We start from the raw sequence: 24,787 nt of genomic DNA, 5'->3' as shown, positions 1-24,787 counted from the left end.
CGTCAAAATTACTGAAACCGCAGCGGTTCTGCGCGCGGACAGTGCAAGCTCGCACGTCCGCACCGCCATTCGCAGGCAGGTCCTGCTTCCACGACGCGCGCGGTGCTACATGCGGAAGTGCTCGCCCAGATAAACGCGCCGCACGCTCTCGTTTTCAATAATGTCGCCGGGCGCGCCGGCGGCGAGCACACTGCCGTCGCTGATGATGTACGCGTGATCGCAAATGCCGAGCGTTTCGCGCACGTTGTGGTCCGTGATCAGCACGCCGATATTGCGTTGCTTCAGGAACTTCACGATCTTCTGGATTTCGAGGACCGCAATCGGGTCGACGCCCGCGAACGGTTCGTCAAGCAGAATGAAGCTCGGGTTTGTCGCCAGCGCGCGCGCGATCTCGACACGCCGCCGCTCGCCGCCCGACAGCGACAGCGCCGGGTTTTCGCGCAGGTGAGCAATCTGCAATTCGTCGAGCAACGCTTCAGTGCGTTGCGCGATCGCGTCTTTCGATAACCGCTTGCCGTCTTCGCCGTATTGCAACTCGAGCACGGCGCGAATGTTCTGTTCGACGGACAGTTTGCGGAACACGGACGCTTCCTGGGGCAGATACGAAAGCCCGAGCGACGCGCGCTTGTGAATCGGCAGCAGGCTGATCGAGTTGCCGTCCAGATCGATTTCGCCGGCATCGAGCGGCACGAGGCCGACGATCATGTAGAACGAGGTGGTCTTGCCGGCGCCGTTCGGACCGAGCAGCCCGACCACTTCACCGCTCTTCACGTCGAGCGAGACGTCCTTGACGACCGTGCGCGAGCCATAGCGTTTCTTCAGGTTGCGCACGACGAGCGAACTGCTCGTGCCTGCCGGCTTGCGATTCGGGAGGGCAGGGGTGCTCACGGTTTCGTCGTTCCTTGTCCTTGACTTTCGGTGGCCGGCGCGGCGGTCGACCGGTCAGGCGCGGAAGGCGCACCCGGCGTCGGGTTCGCGTTCTGGCCTTGAAATCGGGTGGTGGGTTGCAGCGTGGTGGACGGACCGGTCGCCGGCTGCGCGCCGCCATTGCGCGGCGCGAGCATCGCGCGCACGCGGCCGCTCGGGTTGCCGGGGCCGGCGACATCGGGTCCCGCCTTCGCGGTGTAGAAGTCGTTCTGGCCGTCGTAGGTGATGACGCTGCCGTGCACCTCGTCCATCACCGTCGACAAACCTTGCAGGCGGCGCACGGTTGCGCGCGTGGTCAGCGTGGTGAGGTCCTGCTTGCCGTCGTAGTCGATGCGCTCGGCATCCCCGTCGATGTATTCGTCGACGCCGTCGCGCTTTTGCCGGAAATACGCGTGGTTCTTGCCGGTCGACGTGCCCGTCGCGTACTGATAGCCCTGCGGATCCTGCGTCACTTCGACGCGATCGGCCTTGATCACGATCGTGCCTTTGGTCGCCACCACGTGGCCGGTGAAGATATTGACCTGTTTGAGGTCGTCGTACGTCATATTGTCCGCTTCAATGTTGAGCGGCTTGTCCTTGTCGGCGCGTTCCGCATGCGCGAGCGGCGCGAAGGCCGCGAGCGGCACCGCGACGAGCAGGGCGGCCAGCATGCAGCCGATGTTGAAACGGGGGAACGATTCGCTCATGCAGTCACGTCTGGAAATGAAACGCCCGCGTCACTTGGTGTCCGATGCGGCGATCGCGCCGCGCACGTTGCCGAACAGCTTCATGACCCGGGTCACGTTGTTGTAATTCATGCCGTCTTGGGCCGTCATGACCGAAAGGCCGCGACGAAGTTTAACCGGCTTTTCCGTTTCGATGACATCGTCGTTCACCAGCACCCGAAAATGCTGCGAATCCGCTTGCATCTCCGGATCGCCGTCGCCGGCCGCGCGGATGATGTGCGCGTTGTCGTACAGATTCACGATCGACGCGTCGCTATTGACGGTGCCCCAGTCGCCGGTCGCGGTGACGATCGGCTTGCCGGGCTGGAATGCGCGGATGGCGGGCTTCGTCAGGTCGCTGTCTTCGGTGTCCTCGTAGTGAATCAGCTTTTGCGCGGTGAGACGGTACTGCGTCGTGCCGGACTGATCGAGCTCCGAAACCGAGAAACTATCGGCGAAGTAATCGGGCGTGTGCGTTTTCGGACGGACCACGTCTTCGTTTTCGCGCGGCTTGGTGGCTTGCAAAAGCCAGTACGTGACGCCCGCGAGCACCGCCATGGCGACGACCGGAAGCAGCGAAGTCCAGCGAAACTTGTTCATCCGCGTGTGTTCCGGTTACATTCCGCACGCTTCGCGCAGCAGATCGTCGTAGCGATTCTGCGCGCGCAGCAGCGTATCGCAGACTTCGCGCACCGCGCCGTGGCCGCCGCGCGCTTCGCTGACCCAATGCGCGCGCGCGATGACTTCCGGATGCGAGTTCGCCGGCGCCGCGGCGAAGCCGACCTTCAGCATTACGGCGAGGTCGGGCCAGTCGTCGCCCATGTAACCGCAATCCTCGGCTTTCATGCCGGTCGCCTTCAGCAGATCGGCGAACGCGACGCGCTTGTCCTCGACGCCCTGATACACGTGCGTGATTTTCAGATTCTTCGCGCGCTCGACGACGATGCCCGACTGGCGCCCCGTGATGATCGCCGTGTCGATGCCTGCTTCGCGCAACAGCTTCGCGCCGTGGCCGTCCATCGAATTGAACGACTTCATATAGTCGCCTTCGGCGGTGAACATCAGGCCGCCGTCGGTCAGCACGCCGTCGACGTCGAAAATCATCAGCTTGACGCGGCTCGCGCGTTCAGTAGCGGTCAGGGTAGCAGCCATCAGATCACCTTCTTGGAAAACAGGTCGTGCATGTTGAGTGCGCCGACGAGCCGACCGGCTTCATCGACGACGAGCAATTGATTGATGCGGTGGCGCTCCATCAGTTCCACGGCTTCGACCGCGAGGCGGTCCGGACCGATCGTGCGCGGATGCGGCGTCATCACCGAGCCGATCGGCAGATTGCGAAAGTCGCCGTCGCGTTCGAGCACGCGGCGCAGATCGCCATCGGTGAAAATGCCTTTGACGCGCGCTTCGTCGTCGACAATCGCGGTCATGCCCATGCGCTTTGCCGTGAGCTGGAACAGCGCGTCGCGCACGGTCTGGTCGGGCTTGACGCTCGGCAACTGGTCGCCGGTGCGCATCACGTCGTGCACGTAGGTGAGCAGGCGCCGTCCGAGCGCGCCGCCCGGATGCGAGCGCGCGAAGTCGTCGGGACCGAAGCCGCGCTCTTCGAGCACGGCGACCGCGAGCGCGTCGCCGAGCGCAAGCGCCGCTGTGGTGCTGGCCGTCGGCGCAAGATTCATCGGGCAGGCTTCTTTCGATACGCCCGAGTTCAGATGCACGTCGGCGATTTTCGCCAGGCTCGAATCGGGACGGCCCGTCATTGCGATCAGCTTCGAGCCGAGGCGCTTGATGAGCGGCAGGATCGCAAGCAGCTCTTCGGATTCGCCGGAATTCGACATCGCGATGAATACGTCGTCGGCCGTGATCATGCCGAGGTCGCCGTGGCTCGCTTCGGCGGGATGCACGAAGAACGCCGGCGTGCCGGTGCTGGCGAAGGTCGCGGCAAGTTTGCGTGCGATGTGGCCTGATTTGCCGATGCCGGAAACGACCACACGCCCACGGCAGCTGAGAATGAAGTCGATCGCTTCGACGAACCCGTCGTCGAGCTGATCGCGAAGCGCGCGCACGGCGTCCGCTTCGATGTCGAGCACGTCGCGAGCCAGTGCTAACGCCCGGTCGCCATTGATTTTCGCTATCATTCGCGGAGTATAACAAAGGCGTATGTTCGCCGCGCCGGACGGAAGTTGTCCGGATGTCGCCTTCACGGGCCTCTGAACCTTGCTGCGCGGTGCTTTGCGCGCAGCGTTCTCTGACGAACCAGGACGCTTGTTGCCGATGATTTCCCCGCTTGAAATGACGCTCTTCCTGCTGCTGGCTTCAGTGGTGGGCGTCGTCGTGTTCCGGTATCTGAATCTGCCGCCGATGCTCGGATATCTGACGGTGGGGATTCTGGTCGGGCCGCACGCGTTCGGCATCGTGCCGGACTCGAAGGGCGCACAGAATCTGGCCGAGTTCGGCGTCGTGTTCCTGATGTTTTCGATCGGCCTCGAGTTCTCGCTCGCGAAGCTGCGCGCGATGCGCAGGCTCGTGTTCGGTCTCGGCCTGCTGCAGGTGCTCGGCACGATCGCGGCCGCGCTCGCACTCGGCTTCGCGGTCGAGCATTGGGTGCACCTGTCGTGGCAGGGCTGCATCGCGCTCGGCGGCGCGCTGGCGATGTCGTCGACTGCGATCGTCAGCAAGATGCTCGCGGAGCGGCTCGAGATCGAGACCGAGCATGGCCGCAATATCTTCGGTGTGCTGCTGTTCCAGGATCTCGCGGTGGTGCCGCTTCTGATCGTGATCGCGGCGCTCGCGGGCGGCGACACGCACGACGTGATGGCGGCGCTCGGTCTGGCGTTCGTGAAGATCGTCATCGCGCTCGCACTGCTGCTCGTGATCGGGCAGCGCTTCATGACGCGCTGGTTCAACGTGGTCGCCCGGCGGCGCTCGCAGGAGCTGTTCGTGCTGAACCTGCTGCTCGTCACGCTGGGCGCCGCGTTCGTCACCGACAAGTTCGGCCTGTCGCTCGCGCTCGGTGCATTTATCGCCGGCATGCTGATCGCCGAAACGCCCTACCGGCATCAGGTCGAGGAGGACATCAAGCCGTTTCGCGACGTGCTGCTGGGCCTCTTCTTCGTGACCACCGGCATGCTGCTCGATCCGCTCGTGATCTGGCAGCACCCGCTGATCGTGCTGGGCTTTCTGCTCGGTCCTATTCTGCTGAAGGCGGTCATGGTCACGGCGCTCGCGCGGCTGTTCGGTGCGACGCCGGGCGTGGCGATGCGCACCGGCATCGGCCTCGCGCAAGCGGGCGAATTCGGCTTCGTGCTGCTGAACCTGATTCTCGACAAACACCTCGTCGATGCGACGCTGCTGCAGGCGATTCTCGCGGGCATGCTGCTGTCGATGCTCGCCGCGCCGTTCCTGATCCAGAATGCGGACCGGATCGTGCTGCGTCTGTCGTCCACTGAGTGGATGCAGCAGTCGTTGCAGATGACGCGTATCGCGACGCAAAGCCTGAAGCAGAGCGGACACGTGATTATTTGCGGCTACGGCCGCTCGGGGCAGAACCTGGCGCGGATGCTCGAACACGAAGGGCTCTCGTACGTTGCGCTCGACCTCGACCCCGACCGCGTCACGGCCGCGGCGGCGGCCGGCGAGCAGGTCGTGTTCGGCGATGCGGGGCGGCGCGAATCGCTGCTTGCCGCGGGTATCCACCGCGCGCGAACGGTGGCCATCACCTACGCGAACACGCCGTCGGCGCTGCGCGTGCTGCATAACATTCACGAACTCGAACCGACGCTGCCGGTCATCGTGCGCACCGTCGACGACAGCGATCTCGAACGGCTGCTCGCCGCCGGCGCGACCGAGGTGATCCCGGAGATCGTCGAAGGCAGCCTGATGCTCGCCTCGCATACGCTTGTCGTGATGGGCGTGCCGATGCGGCGCGTGCTGCGGCGGGTCGAGGAACTGCGCGACGAGCGCTATAGCCTGCTGCGCGGCTACTTCCACGGCGCCGACGACGTCGACGATGACGACGGCCACGAACAGGTACGGCTACAATCGGTGCCGGTCGACGAAAAGGCCGACGCGGTCGGCCGCACGCTCGCCGAGCTTGGCTTGTACGAATTGGGCCTCGAGGTGACGGCGATTCGCCGGCACGGCATTCGCGGCGTCGAGCCGGATCCGTCGACGAAGCTGCGCGCAAGCGACATCGTCGTGCTGCGCGGTTTGCCCGAGGCGCTCGCCGAAGCGGAAGAGCGGCTGTCGAAACATCGGCGGGCGAGCGCGGCGACGGCCTGAACCTCACTCCATGCGCCGGCGCGCCGAGAAGCGCCGCGGCCCCGCACAGGAACAGGCGGGCAACGTGCGGAAACTTTCTTTTCTAGTTTGATCCGGATCGGCAACGATCCTTCTGGAGACATCATGTCCAACGCGCCTGCGAACGTGCCGTTCGATGCGGCCGAGTTCGTCAAAAGCCAGATCCGCACGGTGTCCGACTGGCCGCAGCCCGGCGTGCAGTTTCGCGACATCACGCCGCTTCTGCAGCATCCGAAAACGCTGCGCGTGCTGATCGACCTGTTCGTGCAGCGCTATATCGACGCCAAGCTCGACTACGTGGCGGGGCTCGACGCGCGCGGCTTCATCATCGGGCCGATTCTCGCGTATGAGCTGAATCTCGGCTTCATTCCGATCCGCAAGAGCGGCAAGCTGCCGTACAAGCGCGTGTCGGAATCGTATGAGCTCGAGTATGGCGCGGCTACCGTCGAGATGCACGAAGACGCATGCAAGCCCGGCGACCGCGTCGTGATCGTCGACGATCTGATCGCCACCGGCGGCACGATGCTCGCCGGCAAGAAACTGCTCGAGCGCCTCGGCGCGGTCGTGGTGGAGGGCGCGGCGATTATCGATCTGCCCGATCTCGGCGGGTCGACGCTGCTGCGTTCCTCCGGGTTGCCGCTTTATACGGTCACGGGCTTTGGTGGCCACTGAGGCGACCACCGCGATGACGACCGCGGCGGCCACTGTGGCAACCACTGCGGCAACCACTGTGGCAACCACTGCGGTTGCCGCGCATGACCCATTACACGAAGTCATCATGTAAAAAGGTTCGCGCGATGCCCAACTTTTTGCTCTTTCTCGCCACGTCGGTTGCGATCACGTTCGCGCCCGGTCCCGACAATCTGCAGGTGCTCGCGCGCGGCATTTCGCAGGGCCGTGCGGCGGGCTTTGTCGCGGCGCTCGGTTTTGCCGCCGGCATCACGTTCCACACCACGCTTGCCGCGCTCGGCGTGGCGGCGGTGCTGCGCTCGTCGCCGGTTGCGTTCGAGGTGATCAAGCTCGCGGGCGCCGCCTATCTGATCTGGATCGGCATCAAGGCATTGCGCAGCAAAGGGCTCGCGACCGCGCACGAACGCCCGCCGCAACCGCTTTTGTCGATCTTCCGGCAAAGCGTGATCGGCAACATGCTGAATCCGAAGGTCACGTTGTTCTTTATCGTGTTCCTGCCGCAATTTGTCGATCCGCATGGCATGCAGAACGTGACCGTACAGATGCTCGAACTCGGCGCGCTGTTCATGCTGCAAACAGTCGCCGTGTTTTCGCTGTTCGGCGTGTGCGCGGGCATGATCGGCAACTGGTTGAAGCGCCGTCCGCGCGCGGGCGTGTGGCTGGACCGCATTGCCGGCGCGACGTTTATCGCAATCGGTTTGCGCGTCGCGCTACGCGATTGATTGGCTGATTCTGGAGCTCCGATGACCTTGCCTTCTATCGCCGCCGCGCGCCGCTTCGACGCGAGTGCGCACCGTTCGTTCTGGATCGACGCGCAGCAGGTCGGCTGGATACGCGCGACCGATGCGCAGCTGCTCGCGCGCTGGCCCGATGTGTTCGAGATCGACGCGCAGCGTGTCGTGCTGAGCGCGCGTTTCTCGACGCTCGACAATCGCAGCGCGGCGCTCGGCGCCGTGATCGGCGCGCTCGCCGCCGACGGCCGCATCCCGGGCTGGCGCGACGAAACCTATGCGATCCGCAATGCGTTCGATGCGCCGCCGCTTGCGTATATCGAGCGCGCGGCATCGCGCTTCTTCGGCACGATGACGTACGCGGTGCATCTGAACGGCGTCGTAGAATACGCGCAAGGCGCGCCGCGGCTCTGGATCGCTCGCCGCAGCGAGACCAAGGCCACCGATCCGGGCATGTTGGACAACGTCGTTGCGGGCGGTATCGGCTGGGGCTTCAGCATCGAAACGACGATTATCAAGGAGTGCTGGGAAGAAGCCGGCATTCCGGAAGACCTCGCGGATCGCGCGACGCCGGGACGCACGGCGCACGTGTTGCAGTCGTTGCCCGAAGGCACGCAGGCCGAGCAGATCTTTATCTACGACCTCGCCTTGCCCGAAGACTTCGCGCCCCGCAATCAGGATGGCGAAGTAGGCGAGCATCGGCTTGCACGCATCGAAGAAGTGGCGCGCTGGATCGAGGAAGGATCGATGACGGTCGATGCGAGCCTTGCGACGCTCGATTGCATGCTGCGCCGGCAATGGATCGACGAAGAAGTGTGCGCGGGCATCGAGGCATTGTTCGAGCCGCCGGCGCTTGCCTCGGCATCTGCAAGCGCATCCGGCCGCGCCGCTCGATAAACGAACTACAGGTTTAGCAGAAGGGAGTCACCAGGGTCATGTCGACCGATCACAGCTTTATCCTCAAACTGTCGTGCGCCGATCGGCCCGGCATCGTGCACGCGGTCTCGGGCTTCCTGTTCGAGCGCGGCAGCAATATTCTCGACTCCGCGCAATTCGGCGACAGCCACACCGGCGAGTTCTTCATGCGCGTGCACTTTCAGCAAGTGGGCGGCGACCCGGGCCTCGATGCGCTGCGTGGCGCGTTCTCGGTGCTCGCCGAACAGTTCGGTATGCGTTGGGAACTGCACGACGCGACAGTGAAGCCGCGCGTCGTGATCATGGTGTCGAAGATCGGCCACTGCCTGAACGACCTGCTGTTCCGTTATCGCACCGGGCAGTTGAACATCGAGATTCCGGCGATCATTTCGAACCACAAGGATTTTTATCAGCTTGCCGCGAGCTACGACATTCCGTTTCATCATTTCCCGCTCGCCGCGGCCAAGGGTGATGGAAAGGCCGATGCGAAAGCCGCGCAGGAAGCGCGCGTGCTCGAGGTGATCGACGATCATCAGGCCGATCTCGTCGTGCTCGCGCGCTATATGCAGATTCTGTCGCCGCAACTGTGCGACCGGCTTGCGGGACGCGCAATCAATATTCACCACTCGTTTTTGCCGAGCTTCAAAGGCGCGAAACCGTATTACCAGGCGTTCGACCGCGGCGTCAAGCTGATCGGCGCGACGGCGCATTACGTGACGACCGATCTCGACGAAGGCCCGATCATCGAGCAGGAAGTCGAGCGTGTCGATCACAGCATGGCGCCCGAGCAACTGACGGCGATCGGCCGCGACGTCGAATGCGTGACGCTGGCGCGCGCGGTGAAATGGCACGTCGAGCACCGGATCGTGCTCAACGGCAGCAAGACGGTGGTGTTCCGCTAGGCGGTAGAAGGCGCGTCGCCGGCGTGTTGTTTACTGCGGCGACGCGATCCGTTCCTCCGGTTCGGTGCGCTTTGCGCGCCCGGTCGGTTGTTCTTCGGCGCCGGTCGGTGTCGTCGCATCGCGCAACTTTGGCGCGCCGCGCGTCTGACGCCGCCGCGCTTCGAGCTTCTTCAGCCAGATCATCAAGCCGGTCACGCTCAATATCGCCACCGCGACGCCGAGCGCGCTGACTGCGATCCGTCCTGCCAGTCCCGCAATCCGGCCCGAGTGCAGCGGGAATTGCGCCTGCATGAAGATGTCGCCGGCCGAGCCTTTTCCCGGGATCGTCGCGCCGGTCGGCAGGCCGCTCCCGGCATTCAGATAGATCCATGCATTGCCGAGCGGACCGTCGCCGTGATCCTTGCCGGCCGCGAAGAAACCGACGCCGTATGTGTGCAGCGTGGCCGCGTAGAAGATTGCGCCCGCCGGCGCCCCGATGTGCTTTTCGGCGGCGATCTTGCCGGCCGCTTCGAGCACCTGTTCGCGCGACAGATCGGGCTTGCCCGGCTGCGGCGTGCCGGCGAGCGTCGGGTCCGAGAAAGGCGTCGGCGTGAGCGGCGACAGCAGCGAGACGATCGGCCGCACGACCTCGTTGCTGAGGTTCATCGACACCGACGTGACCGCCATCATCAGCAACAGTCCCCAGATCCAGACGCCGCCGGAGCGGTGCAAATCGAACGTGAGCGGATAGCCGCCGCGCGCGATACGAAACGCAAACGACTTGCGCCATGCCTTCGCACTCGGAAACGACAGCACGAGCGCAATCACGCTGTCGAAAATCCACACGATGCCGACGATGCCCATCAGCCATGTGCCGATGTCGACGCCGCCCGTGAACGGCAGATGTAGCGTGTAGTGCAGCTTGTACAGGAACGGAATCAGATTGAGCCGCGCGAGCGAGACCGCGCCCCATTCGCGGCGGCCCTGGATCTCGCCGGTCGCAGGGTCGACGGCGATCTGGTTGAAGTCGAGCTTGTAGGGCTGCTGCGTTTCAGGATCGGTGCGCGGCCACACCATCATTTGCAGCGTGTGCCCCGGTTCGACCGCAAGCGGCAGGTAGGTGACGCGCAGCCGCGGGTCCGCTGCTTCGACGCGGCGTGCGAGTTCGAGCGACGACAGCGCGGGACCGTCGGTGCGCGCGTGGAAAAACGTCGGGTTCAGGAGTCCGTCGAGTTCGTGGTCCCACGCGATCACGGCGCCCGTCGATCCGGCGACGAACAGAAATAACGCGATCGCGATGCCGAACCATCGATGCAGGCGGACGAGTACCGGTCTCATGCGCAAACCGGCGAGAGCGGCGAGATCAATACGCGCAGCAAGGCGCTCGAAAAGGCGCTCCCGATCGAAACAAAATCCATAAACCCCTGCGTCCGGCCGCGTAAATAAGAATTGTTCTCATTTTAAGGATGGCAGGCGGATGCTGCAAGGGGCGGCGGGCGCTATCGAGCAGAAAGTGAAAGTTTTTTGTAATTATTGTGTGCGCGACAAGGCGAGGCGCGGGATGAGCCGCTCGCGGCGGCGTCAAACCAGCCGCAAATAAATCAGCTCACGCTTGATATACGCGTAGAAAATCGGCGCCGCAATGACGCCGGGGATGCCGAAGCCGGCTTCCATCACGAGCATCGCGATCAGCAGCTCCCATGCGCGCGCCTCGATCTGCCCGCCGACGATGCGCGCATTGAGGAAATACTCGAGCTTGTGGATCACGATCAGAAACACGAGCGCCGTGACCGCCGCCGGAAAACTGACCGACAGCGCGACCGCGACGATCAGCGTATTCGAGATCAGATTGCCGATCACCGGCAGCAGGCCGACGATAAACGTGACGATCACGAGCGTTTTAGCGAGCGGCAGCGGCGCATGAAAGAGCGGCAGCAACAGCAGCAGGAAAATACCGGTAAACACGGTATTGATAGCCGAGATCTTCACCTGCGCGAACACGATGCGCCGGAACGCGTCGGAAAAGCGCGACATACGCTGGATAAACGCGGTGGAAAGCGGCAGCCGCTGCACATGCTTTTGCGCGCCGACCGCGATGATCGCGCCGATGATCATCCCGATCAACACATGCGTGAAGCCGCGCGCGACCATTTTGCCGCTTTGCTGCAGCATGCCCGCGTGCGTGTGCATCATCGACGCGGCGCGTTCCTTCATCTGGTCGGCGTCGACGGGCAGGTTATCCGCGATGAATTGCGGCACGCGGTCGCGCGCCTGGTCGATCAGCTGCATCGCCTGATTGAGCAGCTTCTGCACGCTCGGCACGTCGTGCTCGAAGTGCTCGATGATGCCGATCGTGAAGCCGGTCAGCACGCCGACAATAACGATGGACAGCCACACGACCGAGAGCCACCGCGCCCACTGGCTCGACATATGTCGCTCGATGCGCGGCGCGATGGTATGCACGAGCTGGAACACCAGCATGCCGGCGAGCAGCGCGCCGAGCAGCTTCAGTTCGAGTACCGCCCACATCGCCAGCAGCGCGACGATATAGCTGCCGATTTCCACCGCCGACAGCTTCGGCAGGCTCATATCGCTCGTCAGCCTGACCGGGCGAGGGCGCAGATCTTGTACCGGCTTTTCGTCGGTCGCCTCGTTACGCTTGGCCATGGCCTTGTCCAGTCTCCAACCTCGGGTTATGCGCGTTCGGGTTATGCGCTTTGCTTTGCGGCCCGCGCCGACCGGTTTGCCGCGGCGCTTGCTGTCTTACTGCTCGGACTGGCTGCTTCTGCTGCTTCCGCTGGCGCCGCGCCGCGCTTGAGCAGCGGTGCGAGATAACGGCCGGTAAAACTTGCCTTCGACTGCGCGATCTGCTCGGGCGTCCCCTGCGCGATGATTTGCCCACCGCCCGCGCCGCCTTCCGGTCCGAGGTCGATGACCCAGTCGGCGGTTTTGATCACGTCGAGATTATGCTCGATGATCACGACCGTATTCCCCTGATCGCGAAGCCGGTGGATGACTTCGAGCAACAGCGCGATGTCGTGAAAGTGTAGCCCGGTCGTGGGCTCGTCGAGAATGTATAACGTGCGACCGGTGTCGCGCTTGCTCAGTTCCAGCGATAGCTTCACGCGCTGCGCTTCGCCGCCGGAAAGCGTCGTGGCCGACTGGCCGAGCCGGATATAACCGAGGCCGACGTCGAGCAGCGTCTTCAGCTTGCGCGCGATAACGGGCACCGCCTTGAAGAACTCGTGCGCATGTTCGACGGTCATGTCGAGCACTTCGCTGATGTTCTTGCCCTTGTACTGCACTTCGAGCGTTTCGCGGTTGTAGCGCTTGCCGTGGCAGACGTCGCACGGCACGTAGACGTCCGGCAGAAAGTGCATCTCCACCTTGATCACGCCGTCGCCCTGGCACGCTTCGCAGCGGCCGCCCTTCACGTTGAACGAGAAGCGGCCCGGGTCGTAGCCGCGCTCTTTCGCGGCCGGCACGCCCGCGAACAGCTCGCGGATCGGCGTGAACACGCCCGTGTAGGTGGCCGGATTCGAGCGCGGCGTGCGGCCGATCGGCGACTGGTCGACGTTGATCACCTTGTCGAAATGCTCGAGGCCTTCGATCGCCTCGAACGGCGCCGGCTCGGTTGCCGAGCCGTACAGATGATGCGCGACCGCCTGGTATAGCGTGTCGTTGATCAGCGTCGACTTGCCCGAGCCTGAGACGCCCGTCACGCAGGTCAGCAGGCCGACCGGCAGGTCGAGTGTCACGTGCTTCAGGTTGTTGCCGTACGCCTCGATGATGCGCAGATGCCGCTCGTCGGGCTGCTTGCGATCGTCCGGATATTCGATGCGGCGCGTGCCGTTCAGGTACTGGCCGGTCAGCGACGCCGGATCGGCCTGCACTTCGTCGGGCGTGCCTTCGGAGATGATCATGCCGCCGTGCTCGCCGGCGCCCGGCCCCATATCGACGATATAGTCGGCCATCCGGATCATGTCTTCGTCGTGCTCGACGACGACGACCGAGTTGCCGAGATCGCGCAGGTGCTTCAGCGTCGAGATCAGCCGGTCGTTGTCGCGCTGATGCAGGCCGATCGACGGTTCGTCGAGCACATACATGACACCGGTCAGTCCCGAGCCGATCTGCGAAGCGAGCCGGATGCGCTGCGCTTCGCCGCCCGACAGCGTTTCGGCGCTGCGCTCGAGCGACAGATAATCGAGCCCCACGTTATTGAGGAACATCAGCCGGGCGACGATTTCCTTGATCACCTTGTCCGCAATGTCGCGCTTTGAGCCTTCGAGACGCAGCGTCTGGAAATAGCCGAGCGTGTCGCGCAGCGGCCAGCCGCTGATTTCATAGATGCCGCGCGCGTAATCGTCCGCGCCGATTCGCACGAAACGCGCTTCGCGGCGCAAGCGCGTGCCCTCGCACGCGGGGCACGCCTGGTTGTTCTGATATTTGGCGAGTTCCTCGCGCACCGCGACCGAATCGGTTTCGCGGTAACGGCGCTCGAGATTCGGAATGATCCCTTCGAATACATGCTCGCGCACCGACGTGCGGCCGCGCTCATTGATATACGAGAACGGAATGGTTTGCTTGCCCGAACCGTAGAGCAGCACTTTGCGGATTTTCTCGGGCAGTTCTTCGAACGGCGTGTCGATGTCGAACTCGTAGAACGCCGCGAGGCTTTGCAGCATCTGGAAGTAAAACTGATTGCGCCGGTCCCACCCCTTGACGGCGCCCGCCGCAAGCGACAGCGACGGATGCGCGACCACGCGCTTCGGATCGAAGAACGTGATTTGCCCCAGACCGTCGCATTCCGGGCATGCGCCCATCGGGTTGTTGAACGAAAAAAGACGCGGCTCGAGTTCCTGCAGCGAGTACGAACAGATCGGGCAGGCGAACTTCGAGCTGAACAGATGCTCGGTGTCGGTGTCCATTTCGAGCGCAATCGCACGGCCGTCGGCCAGACGCAGCGCCGTTTCGAACGATTCGGCCAGACGCTGCTTCATGTCGGGCCGAACCTTCAGACGGTCGACGACGACGTCGATCGAATGCTTGTCGTTTTTCTTGAGCGCGGGCAGCGAATCGACCTCGTAGATCTTCGCGACGCCTTCATTCGCGGTGCCGCCGCCCGAGCGCACGCGAAAGCGAATGAAGCCTTGTGCCTGCATCTCTTCGAACAGATCGGCGTGCTCGCCTTTACGGTTCGTGACGACGGGCGCGAGGATCATCAGCTTCGTGTCTTCGGGCAGCGCGAGCGCCGCGTCGACCATTTGCGACACGCTTTGCGCTTCGAGCGGAATATTGTGATCCGGGCAGTACGGCGTGCCGACGCGCGCGAATAGCAGCCGCAGATAGTCGTGAATTTCCGTGACCGTGCCGACGGTCGAGCGCGGATTGTGCGATGTCGCTTTCTGCTCGATCGAAATGGCCGGCGACAACCCTTCGATCAGGTCGACGTCGGGCTTTTCCATCAGTTGTAGAAATTGCCGCGCATACGCCGACAGGCTTTCTACGTACCGCCGTTGCCCTTCCGCGTATAGCGTGTCGAACGCCAGCGACGACTTGCCCGACCCCGACAGCCCGGTAATCACGATCAACTTGTGACGCGGCAAGTCGAGATTGACGTTTTTCAGGTTGTGGGTGCGAGCCCCACGGATACGGATTTGTTCCATGAATCCTGCGGGAAGAAGGGAAACTAAACCTGCTACTATAACGACTTTTCCAGACCGCCGTTATGGCGGCCTGATCGTGCCCGAAAGCCTGTGCAAGCTCGGGGAACAGCGGTGTAGCGCGGTCTGTGCACCAGGCTATGCATCGGTGCCGTGCACCGGGTCACGTAACCGTGCGGTGTGGCATGATGCGGCGCACTTCACTGCGCGTTACCGCGAGTACAGCAAAAAGCGGGCGCGGTGCGTCATAAAACGCTAGCCGGGGCTAAGCCCGCATCCGCACGTTCATCAGAAAATCTCCGTCGATGTCCAATCCGTCTGCCGCTTCCACTCGCATGAGCGCATCAGAATTGCGCGCGACCGTGGCGCTTGCGTCGATTTTCGCGCTTCGCATGCTTGGCCTGTTCATGATCATGCCGGTGTTCTCGATCTACGCTAAGACGATTCCCGGCGGCGACAACGTGTTCCTCGTCGGCGTCGCGCTCGGCGCATATGGCGTCACGCAGTCGCTTCTGTATATCTTTTACGGCTGGGTGTCGGACAAGGTCGGCCGTAAGCCGGTTATCGCCACGGGCTTGCTGATATTCGCGCTGGGCAGCTTCGTTGCCGCGCTCGCACACGACATGACGTGGATTATCGTCGGCCGCGTAATTCAGGGAATGGGCGCGGTGTCGTCGGCGGTGATCGCGTTTATCGCGGATCTGACCTCCGAGGAACATCGCACGAAAGCCATGGCGATGGTGGGCGGCAGCATCGGCATTTCGTTCGCGGTGGCGATTATCGGTGCGCCGATCGTATTCCAGTGGGTCGGCATGAGCGGACTCTTCGCGCTGGTCGGCGTGTTCTCGGTGCTCGCGGTCGGCGTTGTGCTGTGGGTCGTGCCCGATGCGCCGAAGCCCGTGCACGTGCGTGCGCCGTTCAGGGAAGTGCTGCACAACGTCGAACTGTTGCGGCTCAACTTCGGCGTGCTCGTGCTGCACGCCACGCAGACCGCACTCTTTCTCGTGGTGCCTCGCATTCTCGAAGGAGACGGCCTGCCGGTCCGCTCTCACTGGATGATCTATCTGCCGGTCATGGCGCTGTCGTTCGTGATGATGGTGCCCGCGATCATCGCGGCCGAGAAGCGCGGCAAGATGAAAGTGGTGCTCGTCAGTGCGATTTTCCTTATCCTGATCGGCCAGTTACTACTGGGCGCCGCTCCGCATACCATAGCGATCGTGGCGGCCATTCTGTTCGTCTATTTTCTCGGCTTCAACATTCTCGAAGCGTCGCAGCCTTCGCTGGTCTCGAAGCTTGCGCCCGGCACGCGCAAGGGGGCGGCGGTCGGCGTCTATAACACGACGCAGTCCATCGGGCTTGCGCTGGGCGGCGTGGTCGGCGGGTGGCTGCTGAAAATCGACGGATCGAGTGCCGTGTTCTATGCATGTTCGGGGCTTGTTTTGTGCTGGCTTATAATCGCCGCAAACATGAAACAGCCGCCGCGCAAGGCCTGACACTGCCGCCCGCAAGCAACGACGGAACTACTTGGAGAAATTTATGGCATCCGTGAACAAGGTCATTCTCGTCGGCAATCTCGGCGCCGATCCGGAAGTCCGTTACCTTCCGAGCGGCGACGCAGTGGCGAACATTCGCCTTGCCACGACCGACCGCTATAAGGACAAAGCGTCCGGCGAAATGAAGGAAATGACCGAGTGGCATCGCGTCTCGTTCTTCGGACGGCTTGCCGAAATCGTCAACGAATATCTGAAGAAAGGCTCGTCGGTTTATATCGAAGGGCGCATTCGCACGCGCAAGTGGCAGGCACAGGACGGCACCGATCGTTATTCGACGGAGATCGTCGCGGACCAGATGCAGATGCTCGGCGGCCGCGGTGGCGCGGGCGGTGGCGGCGACGACGGCGGTTACAGCCGCGAACCGGCTGAGCGCAGCGGCGGCGGTGGCCGCGCGGCGGGCGGTGGCGGCGGTGGGGCGCGCAGCGGCGGTGGCGGTGCAGCGAGCCGGCCGAGCGCGCCGGCCGGTGGCGGCTTCGACGAGATGGATGACGATATTCCGTTCTGAGGGTCTCGTAACTGGAAAGTGTAAAGATCAACCCCGTCTCTTGGCGGGGTTTTTCTTTTTTGTATCTGAGCGTCATGTCGCTTCAAGACCCGCAACATTTGCCGGAGGCTGGCCGCGGCTCCCGGTGAACTTTCACCCGTAATCGGCTCTGTGCGCCCGATCACCGTTCTCGTGTTGCCTCTGTCCGAAACGCCAACCGTATGTCGAGGCACGAGTATCAGGCCGTGCTGGGTGATCTGCTCGTGAGTCGCGACGACCGTCAAATGAAGTACGGTTCGCGCCGGTCGATCCAGCTGATGAGCTGACGCCGGATCAACCTTACGCTCGCCGCATTCCCCATGTTCGTTTCTGCGTTGCCCTCCTCGATATCCGTCGGCCCCGAGCTGTCCGGAGGTTAACGCTCACGTTAAGGATGAAGTTAAGTGGCGTTAACCCCCGTCGCAATTTGACTGGTAATACTCCGTCGGACCGTATGCCAATTGATTCTCGCAGGCGCAGTAACCGTGGCGAATTTCCAGGGACGGGGCGAGGCCGACCGGCGCGATTCGTCCACGAATGACCGAGGAGTCAAGCAATGAAGCAGGTAGCAGCCGTCATCAATGGCGAGTCGATTGAGACATCCAACACCGTCGCGGTGCTCGATCCTTCCAGTGGCGAGTCGATCGCCGCGACGCCGGACTGCGGCCCTGCGGAAATCGATCTTGCCGTGAGCGCGGCACGGCGTGCGTCGCATCAATGGCGCAAGGTGGCAGTCGCTGAGCGTGCGCGCATTCTGCGTCGCTTCGCACAGTTGATCGAACGAGACCGGGATGAGCTTGGTCATCTCGAAGCGCTCCAAACGGGCAAGCCTTTGCGGCAAGCGCGACGTGATGCCGAACTCACAGCACGGTATTTCGACTTCTACGCAAGCGCAGTCGAGACACACTATGGATCATCCATTCCGTTGAACGCGGATACGATGATCTTTACGCAATGGGAGCCGCATGGCGTCACGGCTCATGTGATCCCATGGAATTACCCGATGCAGATCTTCGCGCGCACCATCGCACCGGCGCTGGCAATGGGCAATTGCTGCGTGCTGAAGCCCGCTGAAGAAGCGCCCTTGACTGCCCTGCGCCTGGCGTGGCTGGCGCTCGAAGCCGGTTTGCCGGCCGGTGCCCTGAACGTCGTGACCGGCTACGGCGAAACCGCCGGCGCGGCGCTAACAGGGCACAGGGACATCGACCATATCTCGTTCACCGGCTCGGTTGAAGTGGGACGCGTCATCGCTCGTGCTGCAGCCAACCGCGTGATCCCCGTTACGCTCGAATTGGGCGGCAAATCGCCTAACGTCGTGTTCGCCGATGCGGACATGGAACGTGCCGTACCGGGGGTAGTCAACGCCATCCTGCAGATGGCGGGCCAAACATGCTCGGCCGGCTCGCGGTTGCTGGTCCATGAAAGTGTGCGCGGCATCTTCGTGGAACGTGTCAAGAAGGCATTTGCCGACGTGACGATCGGTCCGGCGCTCAGTGACCCGATCGTGGGGCCGCTCATTTCGGAACCGCAGCGCAGCCGCGTCGTGTCTTTTCTGGATCAGGCGCGCGGAAGCGGCGCAAAGATCGTCGCCGGTGGAAACACCTTGAACGGCGGCGCGTTCGGCAACGGCTTTTTCCTGCAGCCCACGTTGATCGACGACGTCGACCCCGACAGCCCGCTCGGCCAGGAAGAGGTCTTCGGGCCGGTGCTGGCGGTGACGCCGTTTCGCGACATCGACGAGGCCGTGCGGCTCGCCAATGGCACCGACTACGGTCTGGTCGCCGGCGTATGGACACGTGATCTCGGTACTGCACATCGAATGATCCGTGAGGTGCTGGCCGGGCAGGTCTTCGTCAACACTTATGGCGCTTCCGGCGGGGTCGAACTGCCGTTCGGCGGTTTCAAGCGCTCGGGGTACGGTCGTGAGAAAGGCGCTGAGGGCCTGCGCAGTTTTGCGCAGATCAAGACCGGTGTCGTCGCGCTGTAAGCGCCCCAACTCATTCCAAAGCTGAGTTTATGTCGAGCACCCTTTTGACTTCACCGGACCCGAGTGAGCGAGGCCGCGGCGCATTGCGCGTAGAAACGCAACGGACCGGTTCGATCGAGTCCTTGCCCACGCCCGCACTGTTGCTCGACGAGAGCCGCATGATGAATAACATCGCGCGCTTGCGACGACGTCTCGCCGGACTTGGCGTTGATTTGCGACCGCATCTGAAGACGCCGAAGTCGATTGACGTAGCTCGTCGCGTAATGACGAGTCCGGACGGACCGGCCACGGTATCGACCCTGCTCGAAGCGGAGCAATTCGCCGCCGCTGGTGTTCGCGACATTCTCTACGGTGTCGGTGTCGCGCCCGGCAAGCTCGACCGCGTGACTGCGTTGCGCCGGGAGGGCGTCGACCTGTCGCTGGTGGTCGACAACATTGATGCCGCGCGAGCAGTTGCGGAGCACTCACGCCGCACGAACGATCGCATCCCCACGCTGATTGAGATCGACTCGGACGGTCACCGCGCCGGTGTGCGTCTGGAGGACACGGTTGGCCTGCTGGCCATCGGCAACACGCTTCATCATGGCGGGGCGCAATTGCGAGGCGTCATGACTCACGCAGGGGAGTCGTATGCGTGCAGCAGCATCGAAGAAATCGTTGCCATCGCCGAACGCGAGCGCGCGGCGGCAGTGGGTTGCGCAACGGTGCTGCGCGGTGCGGGGCTGCCCGTTCCGGTTGTCAGCGTGGGTTCGACGCCGACGGCTCATTTCGCGGCCGACCTGAGCGGTGTCACCGAAGTGCGTGCAGGTGTGTTCGTGTTCTTCGATCTTGTGATGGCGGGTCTTGAGGTTTGCACCGTCGAGGATATCGCGGTCAGCGTGCTTGCCACCGTCATCGGTCACCAGGCAGACAAGGGTTGGATTCTCGTCGATGCAGGCTGGATGGCGATGTCGCGCGATCGTGGTACCGCATCGCAGCGCATCGATCAGGGCTATGGCGTCGTATGCAGTATCGACGGCGTGCCCTACCCCGATCTGATCATGGTCCAGACGAACCAGGAGCAGGGGATTATCGGCGTGCGAAGCGGCAGCGAGGCGCCATTGCCCGATTTGCCCATCGGTTCGCTGCTGCGCATTCTCCCGAATCACGCCTGCGCGACTGCCGCCCAACACGGCCACTACGAGTTGATTCGCACGGGCTCAAGGGACATCGCCGCGCAGTGGCCGCGGTTTCGGGGCTGGTGACCGAGAGCCGTGAATCCGTCCGCGTGCTGACAGGACAACCATCCCACCCACTGCACTTCAGGCTTACCCATGACGTGGAAAAAGGATCTGGCCTTCCCGGACTTCAAATGGCTGTGGCGCCAGGGATTCCGAATTGAATATCGATGATTGGTTGCATTTTTGCGTCGCGCCGAAGGAACCCGGAACCGGCGGGTCGACGTCATCTTTCCGGGTAGGAGAAACTGCATGAAGATCCGCTTTGACGCGGCCCGTCTCTTCGCCTGTCTGGCGGTGAGTTGCGCGGCCTTGACGCTGGGCATGCCGGCTGCGCATGCCGATGAAGATCACTTGAGCACGGTCGTCAAGCGCGGCACGCTTTTGTGCGGCACGGACAATGCAACGCCGGGCTTCGGCTACCTGAATACGAAGACCGGCAAGATGGAAGGGATGGATGTCGATCTGTGCCGGGCGGCCGCTGCCGCCGTGTTAGGCGATCCGAACAAGGTCCAGTACGTGATCGTCACGGATCGGAGCCGTTTCAACGCGCTTCGCACAGGGCAGGTCGACGTTGTGTTCGCGCACAGCACAGTGACACCGACGCGCGAGTCGGCAGCGCTCAGCATTTCTTTTCTGCCGACCAACTTTTATGACGGTACCGGCGTGCTCGTCAAAACCGCGCTGAAGGTCAAACACATCAGCGACCTTAACGGCGCGACGTTCTGCACGACTCAGGGTTCGGAAACGGAACAGATGCTCGCCGGCTATTTCAAGGCTCACACCTGGAAGGCATCGAGCAAGGTATTGACCTATCAGGATACGAACAAGCTGTTTGACGCGTTGAATTCAGGACGTTGCGATGCGATGGTGACCGACAAGTCCGCTTTGGCTGGCTGGCGCGGCAATGCGAGCAATCCGGCTGCGTTCCAGATTCTCCCCGAAGCGTTCGACAAATCACCGCTCGCCGGGTTTGTTTCGCAGGATGATCCTCGCTGGCACGCTGCATTGACGTGGGTGGTCTATGCGACCTTCGAAGCGGAAGAGCACGGCATCACTTCCGCCAATCTCTCCACTTTCGTGAAGACGACCGATCCGTATCTCCAGAAATTCCTGGGGGTGAACGGCACGCTTGGCAAGGACTTCGGGCTCCAGCCTGATTTTGTCCAGAAGGTCATCGCATCCGAAGGGAATTACGGGGAAATCTATGACCGCAACATTGGCCCCAAGACACCCTATGCAATCGAGCGTAAGGGTTCTCTGAATGCAGCGTGGAACGAAGGCGGCATGATGTATTCGCCTCCCTGGTACTAAGGAGCACGAGTGGCGCTGCTGCATTGGCGGCGAGCGCCTCGCCGCCCGCTTCAGTGAAGTCTGGATATGAAATTCGATCAACTTTCCGACCATCCTGAGAAATTCGACGCCACGGGAGAGGGAATCGTGTCGCAATTAAAGCTGTCCAGAACGGAAACCCGATCGGCTGAACATATTCCTGCGTCGGTTTCGGGAGTGCAGTCGCAGCGCCGGAAACGAGCACGCGAACGATCAGCGGCGATCCAGACATTGATTCTGGCGGCGATCGTCGCTGTCGTATTGGCCTTCCTTGGTTTGATATGGGCCGGCCTTCGGCGCCACGGTATCGGCTTCAGTCTCGACTTTCTCGCGCAGCCGGCGGGCTTTAACATCAGCGAAGGCCTGACCATCGCCAAAGGTCCGCATGGCTACACGCTGGCGCCGTTCAATTCCCAGCAGACCTACGCACAGGCGCTGCTCGCGGGTCTATACAACACGCTTGTCGTCACGCTCATATCGATCGTGTTCGCCACCGTGCTTGGCGTGATTGTCGGTGTGGCACGGATGTCCGATAACTGGGTCGTCAAAAACTGGGCATGGGCGTTTGTTGAACTCATACGCAACACACCGTTACTGATTCAGATAATTTTCTGGTACTTCGCAGTACTGCTGCAACTTCCGGGTTTATCGGATGCGTCGCTGTTGCATGGGGCACTGATCGCGAGCCGCCAAGGCGTGTTCATCGCATGGCTGACGGCGACTCCCGCGGCATCCCGCTATGCATGGTTTGCGGGACTTGCGGCGGTCGTGTTTGCCGCCGGCCTGTTCGTTCGCACAGCGAGATGGCGCCGCATCGCCTTGATGACGAGTGCCGCGATACTGGTGCTGGGGCTTGCGCTGGCCGGACGGCCGTTCAGCATCGACATGCCGCAAGCCGATGCCTTTTCGGTGTCGGGCGGGGCGGGCTTCTCTCCCGAAATGGCCAGTCTGATCATCGCACTCGGTGTCAACTTTGCAGCGTATGTCGCTGAAGTGGTCCGCGGTGCGCTGCAATCGATCGAAAAAGGGCAGTGGGAGGCCGCTGCGGCGCTCGGACTCGGGAGTCGCGAGTCCCTGTGGGTCATTGTCTTGCCGCAAGCAGTTCGCGTGATTGTGCCTTCTCTTGGCAACTTGTATGTCACGGTGGCCAAGAGCACGTCCTTCGCAATTGCAATTGGGTTTCCCGATATGTTCAGCGTCTACGGGACGGTTGCCAACCAGACTGGCCGGGCTCTCGAAGGGATACTTATCGTGATGGTGGTCTACCTGCTGATGAGCTTATCGATCAGCGCGATTGTGAATCTTTACAACCGGCGCGTGATGAGGAGGGGGGCACGATAATGGCTATGACCATCGGCCGCTGGACGCGGCAAAACCTGTTCAGGAGCCCGTCCAGTTCGCTGCTTTCCGTGGTGTCGATTCCGTTGACGCTGTACGCGGGATTTCTTTTGATGCGCTGGACCTTGTTCTCCGCGCATTGGGATGTCGTGACCGACAATCTGACGGTATTGCTGGTCGGGACATTTCCGGCAAATCAGATCTGGCGTGCGTTAGTCGCTGGCGGCGGCCTGAGCGCACTGTTCGGCATGACGATAGGTCTCCTCTTGCTGACGCCACGCTGGAAGGGCTATGCAATTGCCGCCGTGCTGCTGGCAGTGACGGCGGCCGCATCTTACGGAATTCATCTTCAATGGCTCGCCGGTGCGATCGGCTGGCTGGCCATTGCATTCGGCGCGTGCGCCGTAACAAGCCGATGGCCGCAGCTCGGTCGCGGGATGGGTTTGCTGTGGCTTCTGGGCGTCGGCAGCATCTGCGCACTACTTGCTCCAGCCGGCGTCGACCGGTGGGGCGGACTGCTCCTGAGTGTTCTCGTCACGGCGATTGCCACATTGCTTAGCCTGCCCGTTGGCATCGCGCTGGCATTCGCCCGAAATAGCCGGTTCGCGAGCCTCCGGCTCGCGTGCACCGGTTACATCGAACTACTGCGTTCGGTGCCGCTAGTCTGCACGGTCTACTGGTCCTGGATCATTATCCCGTTGGTGTTTCCGCCGCAGATTCACATCCCGGACCTGGCCCGCGGGGTCGCCGGTTTCGTGCTTTTCTATGCGGCCTATGCCGCCGAGTATGTGCGCTCGGGGATTCAGGGGGTACCACGAGGACAGTCGGAGGCGGCGCAGTCTCTGGGGTTCAGTGCACTGGACGAGAGTTTCATGATTGTCCTTCCGCAGGCATTGAGGGCGGTGATTCCCGCACTCGTCGGCAATGTTCTCGACCTGTTCAACAACGTACCAGCGCTCTTCATCATCGGACTCACGGATTTCCTGAAGGCCGGACAGACGGTTCTCGCCAATCCGCAGTACAGCAGTGCTCAATATGAAATCTATGTATTCATGTTCGCTGCCTATCTCGCGATCGGCTCGCTCATATCGTACGGAGCCCGCCGTATCGAAGTGAAGTTGAGCCAGGGGGCGCGCTAGGCGCCCGTACCCGGCAGAGTCGCCCAGTTAGCTAAACCGGGTAATTTTTGATGAAGGAGTGAATATGTCCGCGATTGTCCAGATGCACAAGCTGAACAAATCGTATGGTGCGTTTCATGTGCTGAAAGACATCGATCTGCAAATTCACAGCGGTGAGGTGGTCGTCATTATTGGGGCGAGTGGATCGGGCAAGTCGACGTTGATTCGTTGCGTCAACGGTCTGGAAAATTTCGGCGACGGCCGGCTGATTGTCGACGGCATCGAACTGGCACCATCAGAAGACGGGTTCGGCACGTCGAGGAAAGAACTGGCGGGTATTCGCAGGGAAGTCGGGATGGTTTTCCAGCACTTCAATCTGTTTCCTCACAAGACCGTTCTGGAAAATGTGATGCTCGCACCGGTCCGCGTACGCAGGTGGCCGCGCGCGCGAGCCGAGGTCGCAGCTCGCAAGCTTCTGGAGCGTGTTGGATTGAGAGACCATGTCAATAAGTATCCGTCACAGCTTTCCGGAGGACAGCAACAACGGGTAGCCATCGCCCGTTCGCTCGCGATGGAGCCGCGCCTGATGTTATTCGATGAACCGACTTCAGCGCTCGACCCGGAAATGGTCGGCGAGGTTCTTGAGGTGATGCGGGAACTCGCCCGTTCCGGGATGACGATGATTATCGTCACGCATGAAATGGGGTTCGCGCGCGAGGTTGCGGACCGCGTTATCTATATGGATAACGGCAAGGTGCTTGAGCAGGGGCAGCCCGCGGTCATTTTTGACAATCCCGTCCACGAGCGGACGCGCACCTTCCTTTCACGCGTGCTCAAACATTGATGCCGTTGCAAGCCTTGCAGAATCATTTCTCGCTTCCGCTGCACCTTTTTGAAGATGCCGCTGTGAAG

General features: G+C 62.3%; 20 protein-coding genes and 1 pseudogene. 13 read left to right on the top strand and 8 right to left on the bottom strand.

From position 1 onward, the window contains the following. Window positions 1-105: 105 nt before the first annotated feature. From lptB to kdsD, 5 genes and pseudogenes are all read right to left on the bottom strand, one after another. Entirely contained in the window at window positions 106-888 is a 783-nt protein-coding gene (lptB, locus tag ACYPXD_RS31535; protein ID WP_459721378.1) for an LPS export ABC transporter ATP-binding protein, read from the bottom strand. 95 nt (window positions 889-983) lie between these two features. Then, window positions 984-1,613 (bottom strand): annotated as a pseudogene (gene lptA / locus ACYPXD_RS31530) (lipopolysaccharide transport periplasmic protein LptA); the annotation flags it as partial. Between the two features lie 30 nt (window positions 1,614-1,643). Continuing rightward, window positions 1,644-2,231 (bottom strand): LPS export ABC transporter periplasmic protein LptC, encoded by a 588-nt coding sequence (gene lptC / locus ACYPXD_RS31525; protein ID WP_459721375.1) that lies wholly within the window; start codon window positions 2,229-2,231, stop codon window positions 1,644-1,646. Window positions 2,232-2,246: 15 nt separating this feature from the next. Next, window positions 2,247-2,783 carry a KdsC family phosphatase gene (locus tag ACYPXD_RS31520; protein ID WP_459721372.1) on the bottom strand — a complete coding sequence of 179 codons (537 nt, stop codon included), beginning with the start codon at window positions 2,781-2,783 and terminating at the stop codon, window positions 2,247-2,249. Continuing rightward, entirely contained in the window at window positions 2,783-3,766 is a 984-nt protein-coding gene (gene kdsD, locus ACYPXD_RS31515) for an arabinose 5-phosphate isomerase KdsD (protein WP_459721369.1), read from the bottom strand. Before kdsD ends, ACYPXD_RS31520 begins: the two co-directional genes overlap by 1 nt. 136 nt (window positions 3,767-3,902) lie before the next feature. Between kdsD and ACYPXD_RS31510 the strand changes: the two genes are divergently transcribed. The 5 genes from ACYPXD_RS31510 (at window position 3,903) to purU (ending at window position 9,165) form a co-directional block, all read left to right on the top strand. Next, window positions 3,903-5,909, top strand: coding sequence for a monovalent cation:proton antiporter-2 (CPA2) family protein (locus ACYPXD_RS31510; RefSeq protein WP_459721365.1), 2,007 nt, complete (start codon window positions 3,903-3,905; stop codon window positions 5,907-5,909). A gap of 123 nt (window positions 5,910-6,032) precedes the next feature. Further along, window positions 6,033-6,599: an adenine phosphoribosyltransferase gene (locus ACYPXD_RS31505; protein WP_459721360.1), complete on the top strand. Its 567-nt coding sequence runs from the start codon at window positions 6,033-6,035 to the stop codon at window positions 6,597-6,599. Between the two features lie 125 nt (window positions 6,600-6,724). Then, window positions 6,725-7,339, top strand: a complete 615-nt coding sequence (locus ACYPXD_RS31500; RefSeq protein WP_459721357.1) for a LysE family translocator — start codon at window positions 6,725-6,727, stop codon at window positions 7,337-7,339. Between the two features lie 21 nt (window positions 7,340-7,360). Next, the gene (locus ACYPXD_RS31495; RefSeq protein WP_459721354.1) at window positions 7,361-8,245 is read left to right on the top strand and encodes an NUDIX hydrolase; all 885 of its coding nucleotides are present in this window, start codon (window positions 7,361-7,363) and stop codon (window positions 8,243-8,245) included. 38 nt (window positions 8,246-8,283) lie between these two features. Then, on the top strand, window positions 8,284-9,165 hold the full coding sequence (purU, locus tag ACYPXD_RS31490; protein ID WP_459721349.1) for a formyltetrahydrofolate deformylase: 882 nt from the start codon (window positions 8,284-8,286) through the stop codon (window positions 9,163-9,165). 30 nt (window positions 9,166-9,195) lie between these two features. On the opposite strand, the gene ACYPXD_RS31485 is transcribed toward purU, so the two are convergent. From ACYPXD_RS31485 to uvrA, 3 genes are all read right to left on the bottom strand, one after another. Beyond that, window positions 9,196-10,482, bottom strand: coding sequence for a PepSY-associated TM helix domain-containing protein (locus ACYPXD_RS31485; RefSeq protein WP_459721345.1), 1,287 nt, complete (start codon window positions 10,480-10,482; stop codon window positions 9,196-9,198). Window positions 10,483-10,725: 243 nt separating this feature from the next. Next, window positions 10,726-11,811 carry an AI-2E family transporter gene (locus tag ACYPXD_RS31480; RefSeq protein ID WP_459721342.1) on the bottom strand — a complete coding sequence of 362 codons (1,086 nt, stop codon included), beginning with the start codon at window positions 11,809-11,811 and terminating at the stop codon, window positions 10,726-10,728. A gap of 41 nt (window positions 11,812-11,852) precedes the next feature. Beyond that, window positions 11,853-14,810 carry an excinuclease ABC subunit UvrA gene (gene uvrA / locus ACYPXD_RS31475; protein ID WP_459721338.1) on the bottom strand — a complete coding sequence of 986 codons (2,958 nt, stop codon included), beginning with the start codon at window positions 14,808-14,810 and terminating at the stop codon, window positions 11,853-11,855. A 332-nt stretch (window positions 14,811-15,142) separates the two neighbouring features. Here uvrA and ACYPXD_RS31470 point away from each other — a divergent pair, with 332 nt between their 5' ends. The 8 genes from ACYPXD_RS31470 to ACYPXD_RS31435 all read left to right on the top strand — a co-directional run bounded on the left by ACYPXD_RS31470 (window position 15,143) and on the right by ACYPXD_RS31435 (window position 24,719). Beyond that, window positions 15,143-16,300 carry an MFS transporter gene (locus tag ACYPXD_RS31470; RefSeq protein WP_459721335.1) on the top strand — a complete coding sequence of 386 codons (1,158 nt, stop codon included), beginning with the start codon at window positions 15,143-15,145 and terminating at the stop codon, window positions 16,298-16,300. 43 nt (window positions 16,301-16,343) lie between these two features. After that, entirely contained in the window at window positions 16,344-16,865 is a 522-nt protein-coding gene (locus tag ACYPXD_RS31465; protein ID WP_459721331.1) for a single-stranded DNA-binding protein, read from the top strand. A gap of 574 nt (window positions 16,866-17,439) precedes the next feature. Continuing rightward, window positions 17,440-18,870, top strand: a complete 1,431-nt coding sequence (locus ACYPXD_RS31460) for an aldehyde dehydrogenase family protein (protein ID WP_459721328.1) — start codon at window positions 17,440-17,442, stop codon at window positions 18,868-18,870. 158 nt (window positions 18,871-19,028) lie between these two features. Further along, window positions 19,029-20,114, top strand: a complete 1,086-nt coding sequence (locus ACYPXD_RS31455; protein ID WP_459721323.1) for an alanine racemase — start codon at window positions 19,029-19,031, stop codon at window positions 20,112-20,114. 225 nt (window positions 20,115-20,339) lie between these two features. Next, the gene (locus ACYPXD_RS31450) at window positions 20,340-21,401 is read left to right on the top strand and encodes a transporter substrate-binding domain-containing protein (protein WP_459721320.1); all 1,062 of its coding nucleotides are present in this window, start codon (window positions 20,340-20,342) and stop codon (window positions 21,399-21,401) included. A gap of 66 nt (window positions 21,402-21,467) precedes the next feature. Next, window positions 21,468-22,760 (top strand): amino acid ABC transporter permease, encoded by a 1,293-nt coding sequence (locus tag ACYPXD_RS31445; protein ID WP_459721317.1) that lies wholly within the window; start codon window positions 21,468-21,470, stop codon window positions 22,758-22,760. Window positions 22,761-22,765: 5 nt separating this feature from the next. Beyond that, window positions 22,766-23,896, top strand: coding sequence for an amino acid ABC transporter permease (locus tag ACYPXD_RS31440; RefSeq protein WP_459721313.1), 1,131 nt, complete (start codon window positions 22,766-22,768; stop codon window positions 23,894-23,896). Window positions 23,897-23,960: 64 nt separating this feature from the next. Continuing rightward, window positions 23,961-24,719 (top strand): amino acid ABC transporter ATP-binding protein, encoded by a 759-nt coding sequence (locus ACYPXD_RS31435; protein WP_459721310.1) that lies wholly within the window; start codon window positions 23,961-23,963, stop codon window positions 24,717-24,719. Window positions 24,720-24,787 lie beyond the last annotated feature (68 nt).

Source organism: Paraburkholderia sp. 2C (assembly GCF_054589215.1).
This window is presented reverse-complemented; position numbering and strand designations above follow the sequence as displayed.

Coding starts and splice junctions, on each gene's coding strand:
- ACYPXD_RS31480 (WP_459721342.1), bottom strand. CDS start 11,811: ATGGCCAAGCGTAACGAGGCGACCGACGAAAAGCCGGTACAAGATCTG.
- ACYPXD_RS31500 (WP_459721357.1), top strand. CDS start 6,725: ATGCCCAACTTTTTGCTCTTTCTCGCCACGTCGGTTGCGATCACGTTC.
- uvrA (WP_459721338.1), bottom strand. CDS start 14,810: ATGGAACAAATCCGTATCCGTGGGGCTCGCACCCACAACCTGAAAAAC.
- ACYPXD_RS31470 (WP_459721335.1), top strand. CDS start 15,143: ATGAGCGCATCAGAATTGCGCGCGACCGTGGCGCTTGCGTCGATTTTC.
- ACYPXD_RS31505 (WP_459721360.1), top strand. CDS start 6,033: ATGTCCAACGCGCCTGCGAACGTGCCGTTCGATGCGGCCGAGTTCGTC.
- ACYPXD_RS31440 (WP_459721313.1), top strand. CDS start 22,766: ATGACCATCGGCCGCTGGACGCGGCAAAACCTGTTCAGGAGCCCGTCC.
- kdsD (WP_459721369.1), bottom strand. CDS start 3,766: ATGATAGCGAAAATCAATGGCGACCGGGCGTTAGCACTGGCTCGCGAC.
- ACYPXD_RS31435 (WP_459721310.1), top strand. CDS start 23,961: ATGTCCGCGATTGTCCAGATGCACAAGCTGAACAAATCGTATGGTGCG.
- ACYPXD_RS31485 (WP_459721345.1), bottom strand. CDS start 10,482: ATGAGACCGGTACTCGTCCGCCTGCATCGATGGTTCGGCATCGCGATC.
- ACYPXD_RS31455 (WP_459721323.1), top strand. CDS start 19,029: ATGATGAATAACATCGCGCGCTTGCGACGACGTCTCGCCGGACTTGGC.
- ACYPXD_RS31510 (WP_459721365.1), top strand. CDS start 3,903: ATGATTTCCCCGCTTGAAATGACGCTCTTCCTGCTGCTGGCTTCAGTG.
- ACYPXD_RS31495 (WP_459721354.1), top strand. CDS start 7,361: ATGACCTTGCCTTCTATCGCCGCCGCGCGCCGCTTCGACGCGAGTGCG.
- ACYPXD_RS31450 (WP_459721320.1), top strand. CDS start 20,340: ATGAAGATCCGCTTTGACGCGGCCCGTCTCTTCGCCTGTCTGGCGGTG.
- ACYPXD_RS31445 (WP_459721317.1), top strand. CDS start 21,468: ATGAAATTCGATCAACTTTCCGACCATCCTGAGAAATTCGACGCCACG.
- lptC (WP_459721375.1), bottom strand. CDS start 2,231: ATGAACAAGTTTCGCTGGACTTCGCTGCTTCCGGTCGTCGCCATGGCG.
- ACYPXD_RS31465 (WP_459721331.1), top strand. CDS start 16,344: ATGGCATCCGTGAACAAGGTCATTCTCGTCGGCAATCTCGGCGCCGAT.
- purU (WP_459721349.1), top strand. CDS start 8,284: ATGTCGACCGATCACAGCTTTATCCTCAAACTGTCGTGCGCCGATCGG.
- ACYPXD_RS31460 (WP_459721328.1), top strand. CDS start 17,440: ATGAAGCAGGTAGCAGCCGTCATCAATGGCGAGTCGATTGAGACATCC.
- ACYPXD_RS31520 (WP_459721372.1), bottom strand. CDS start 2,783: ATGGCTGCTACCCTGACCGCTACTGAACGCGCGAGCCGCGTCAAGCTG.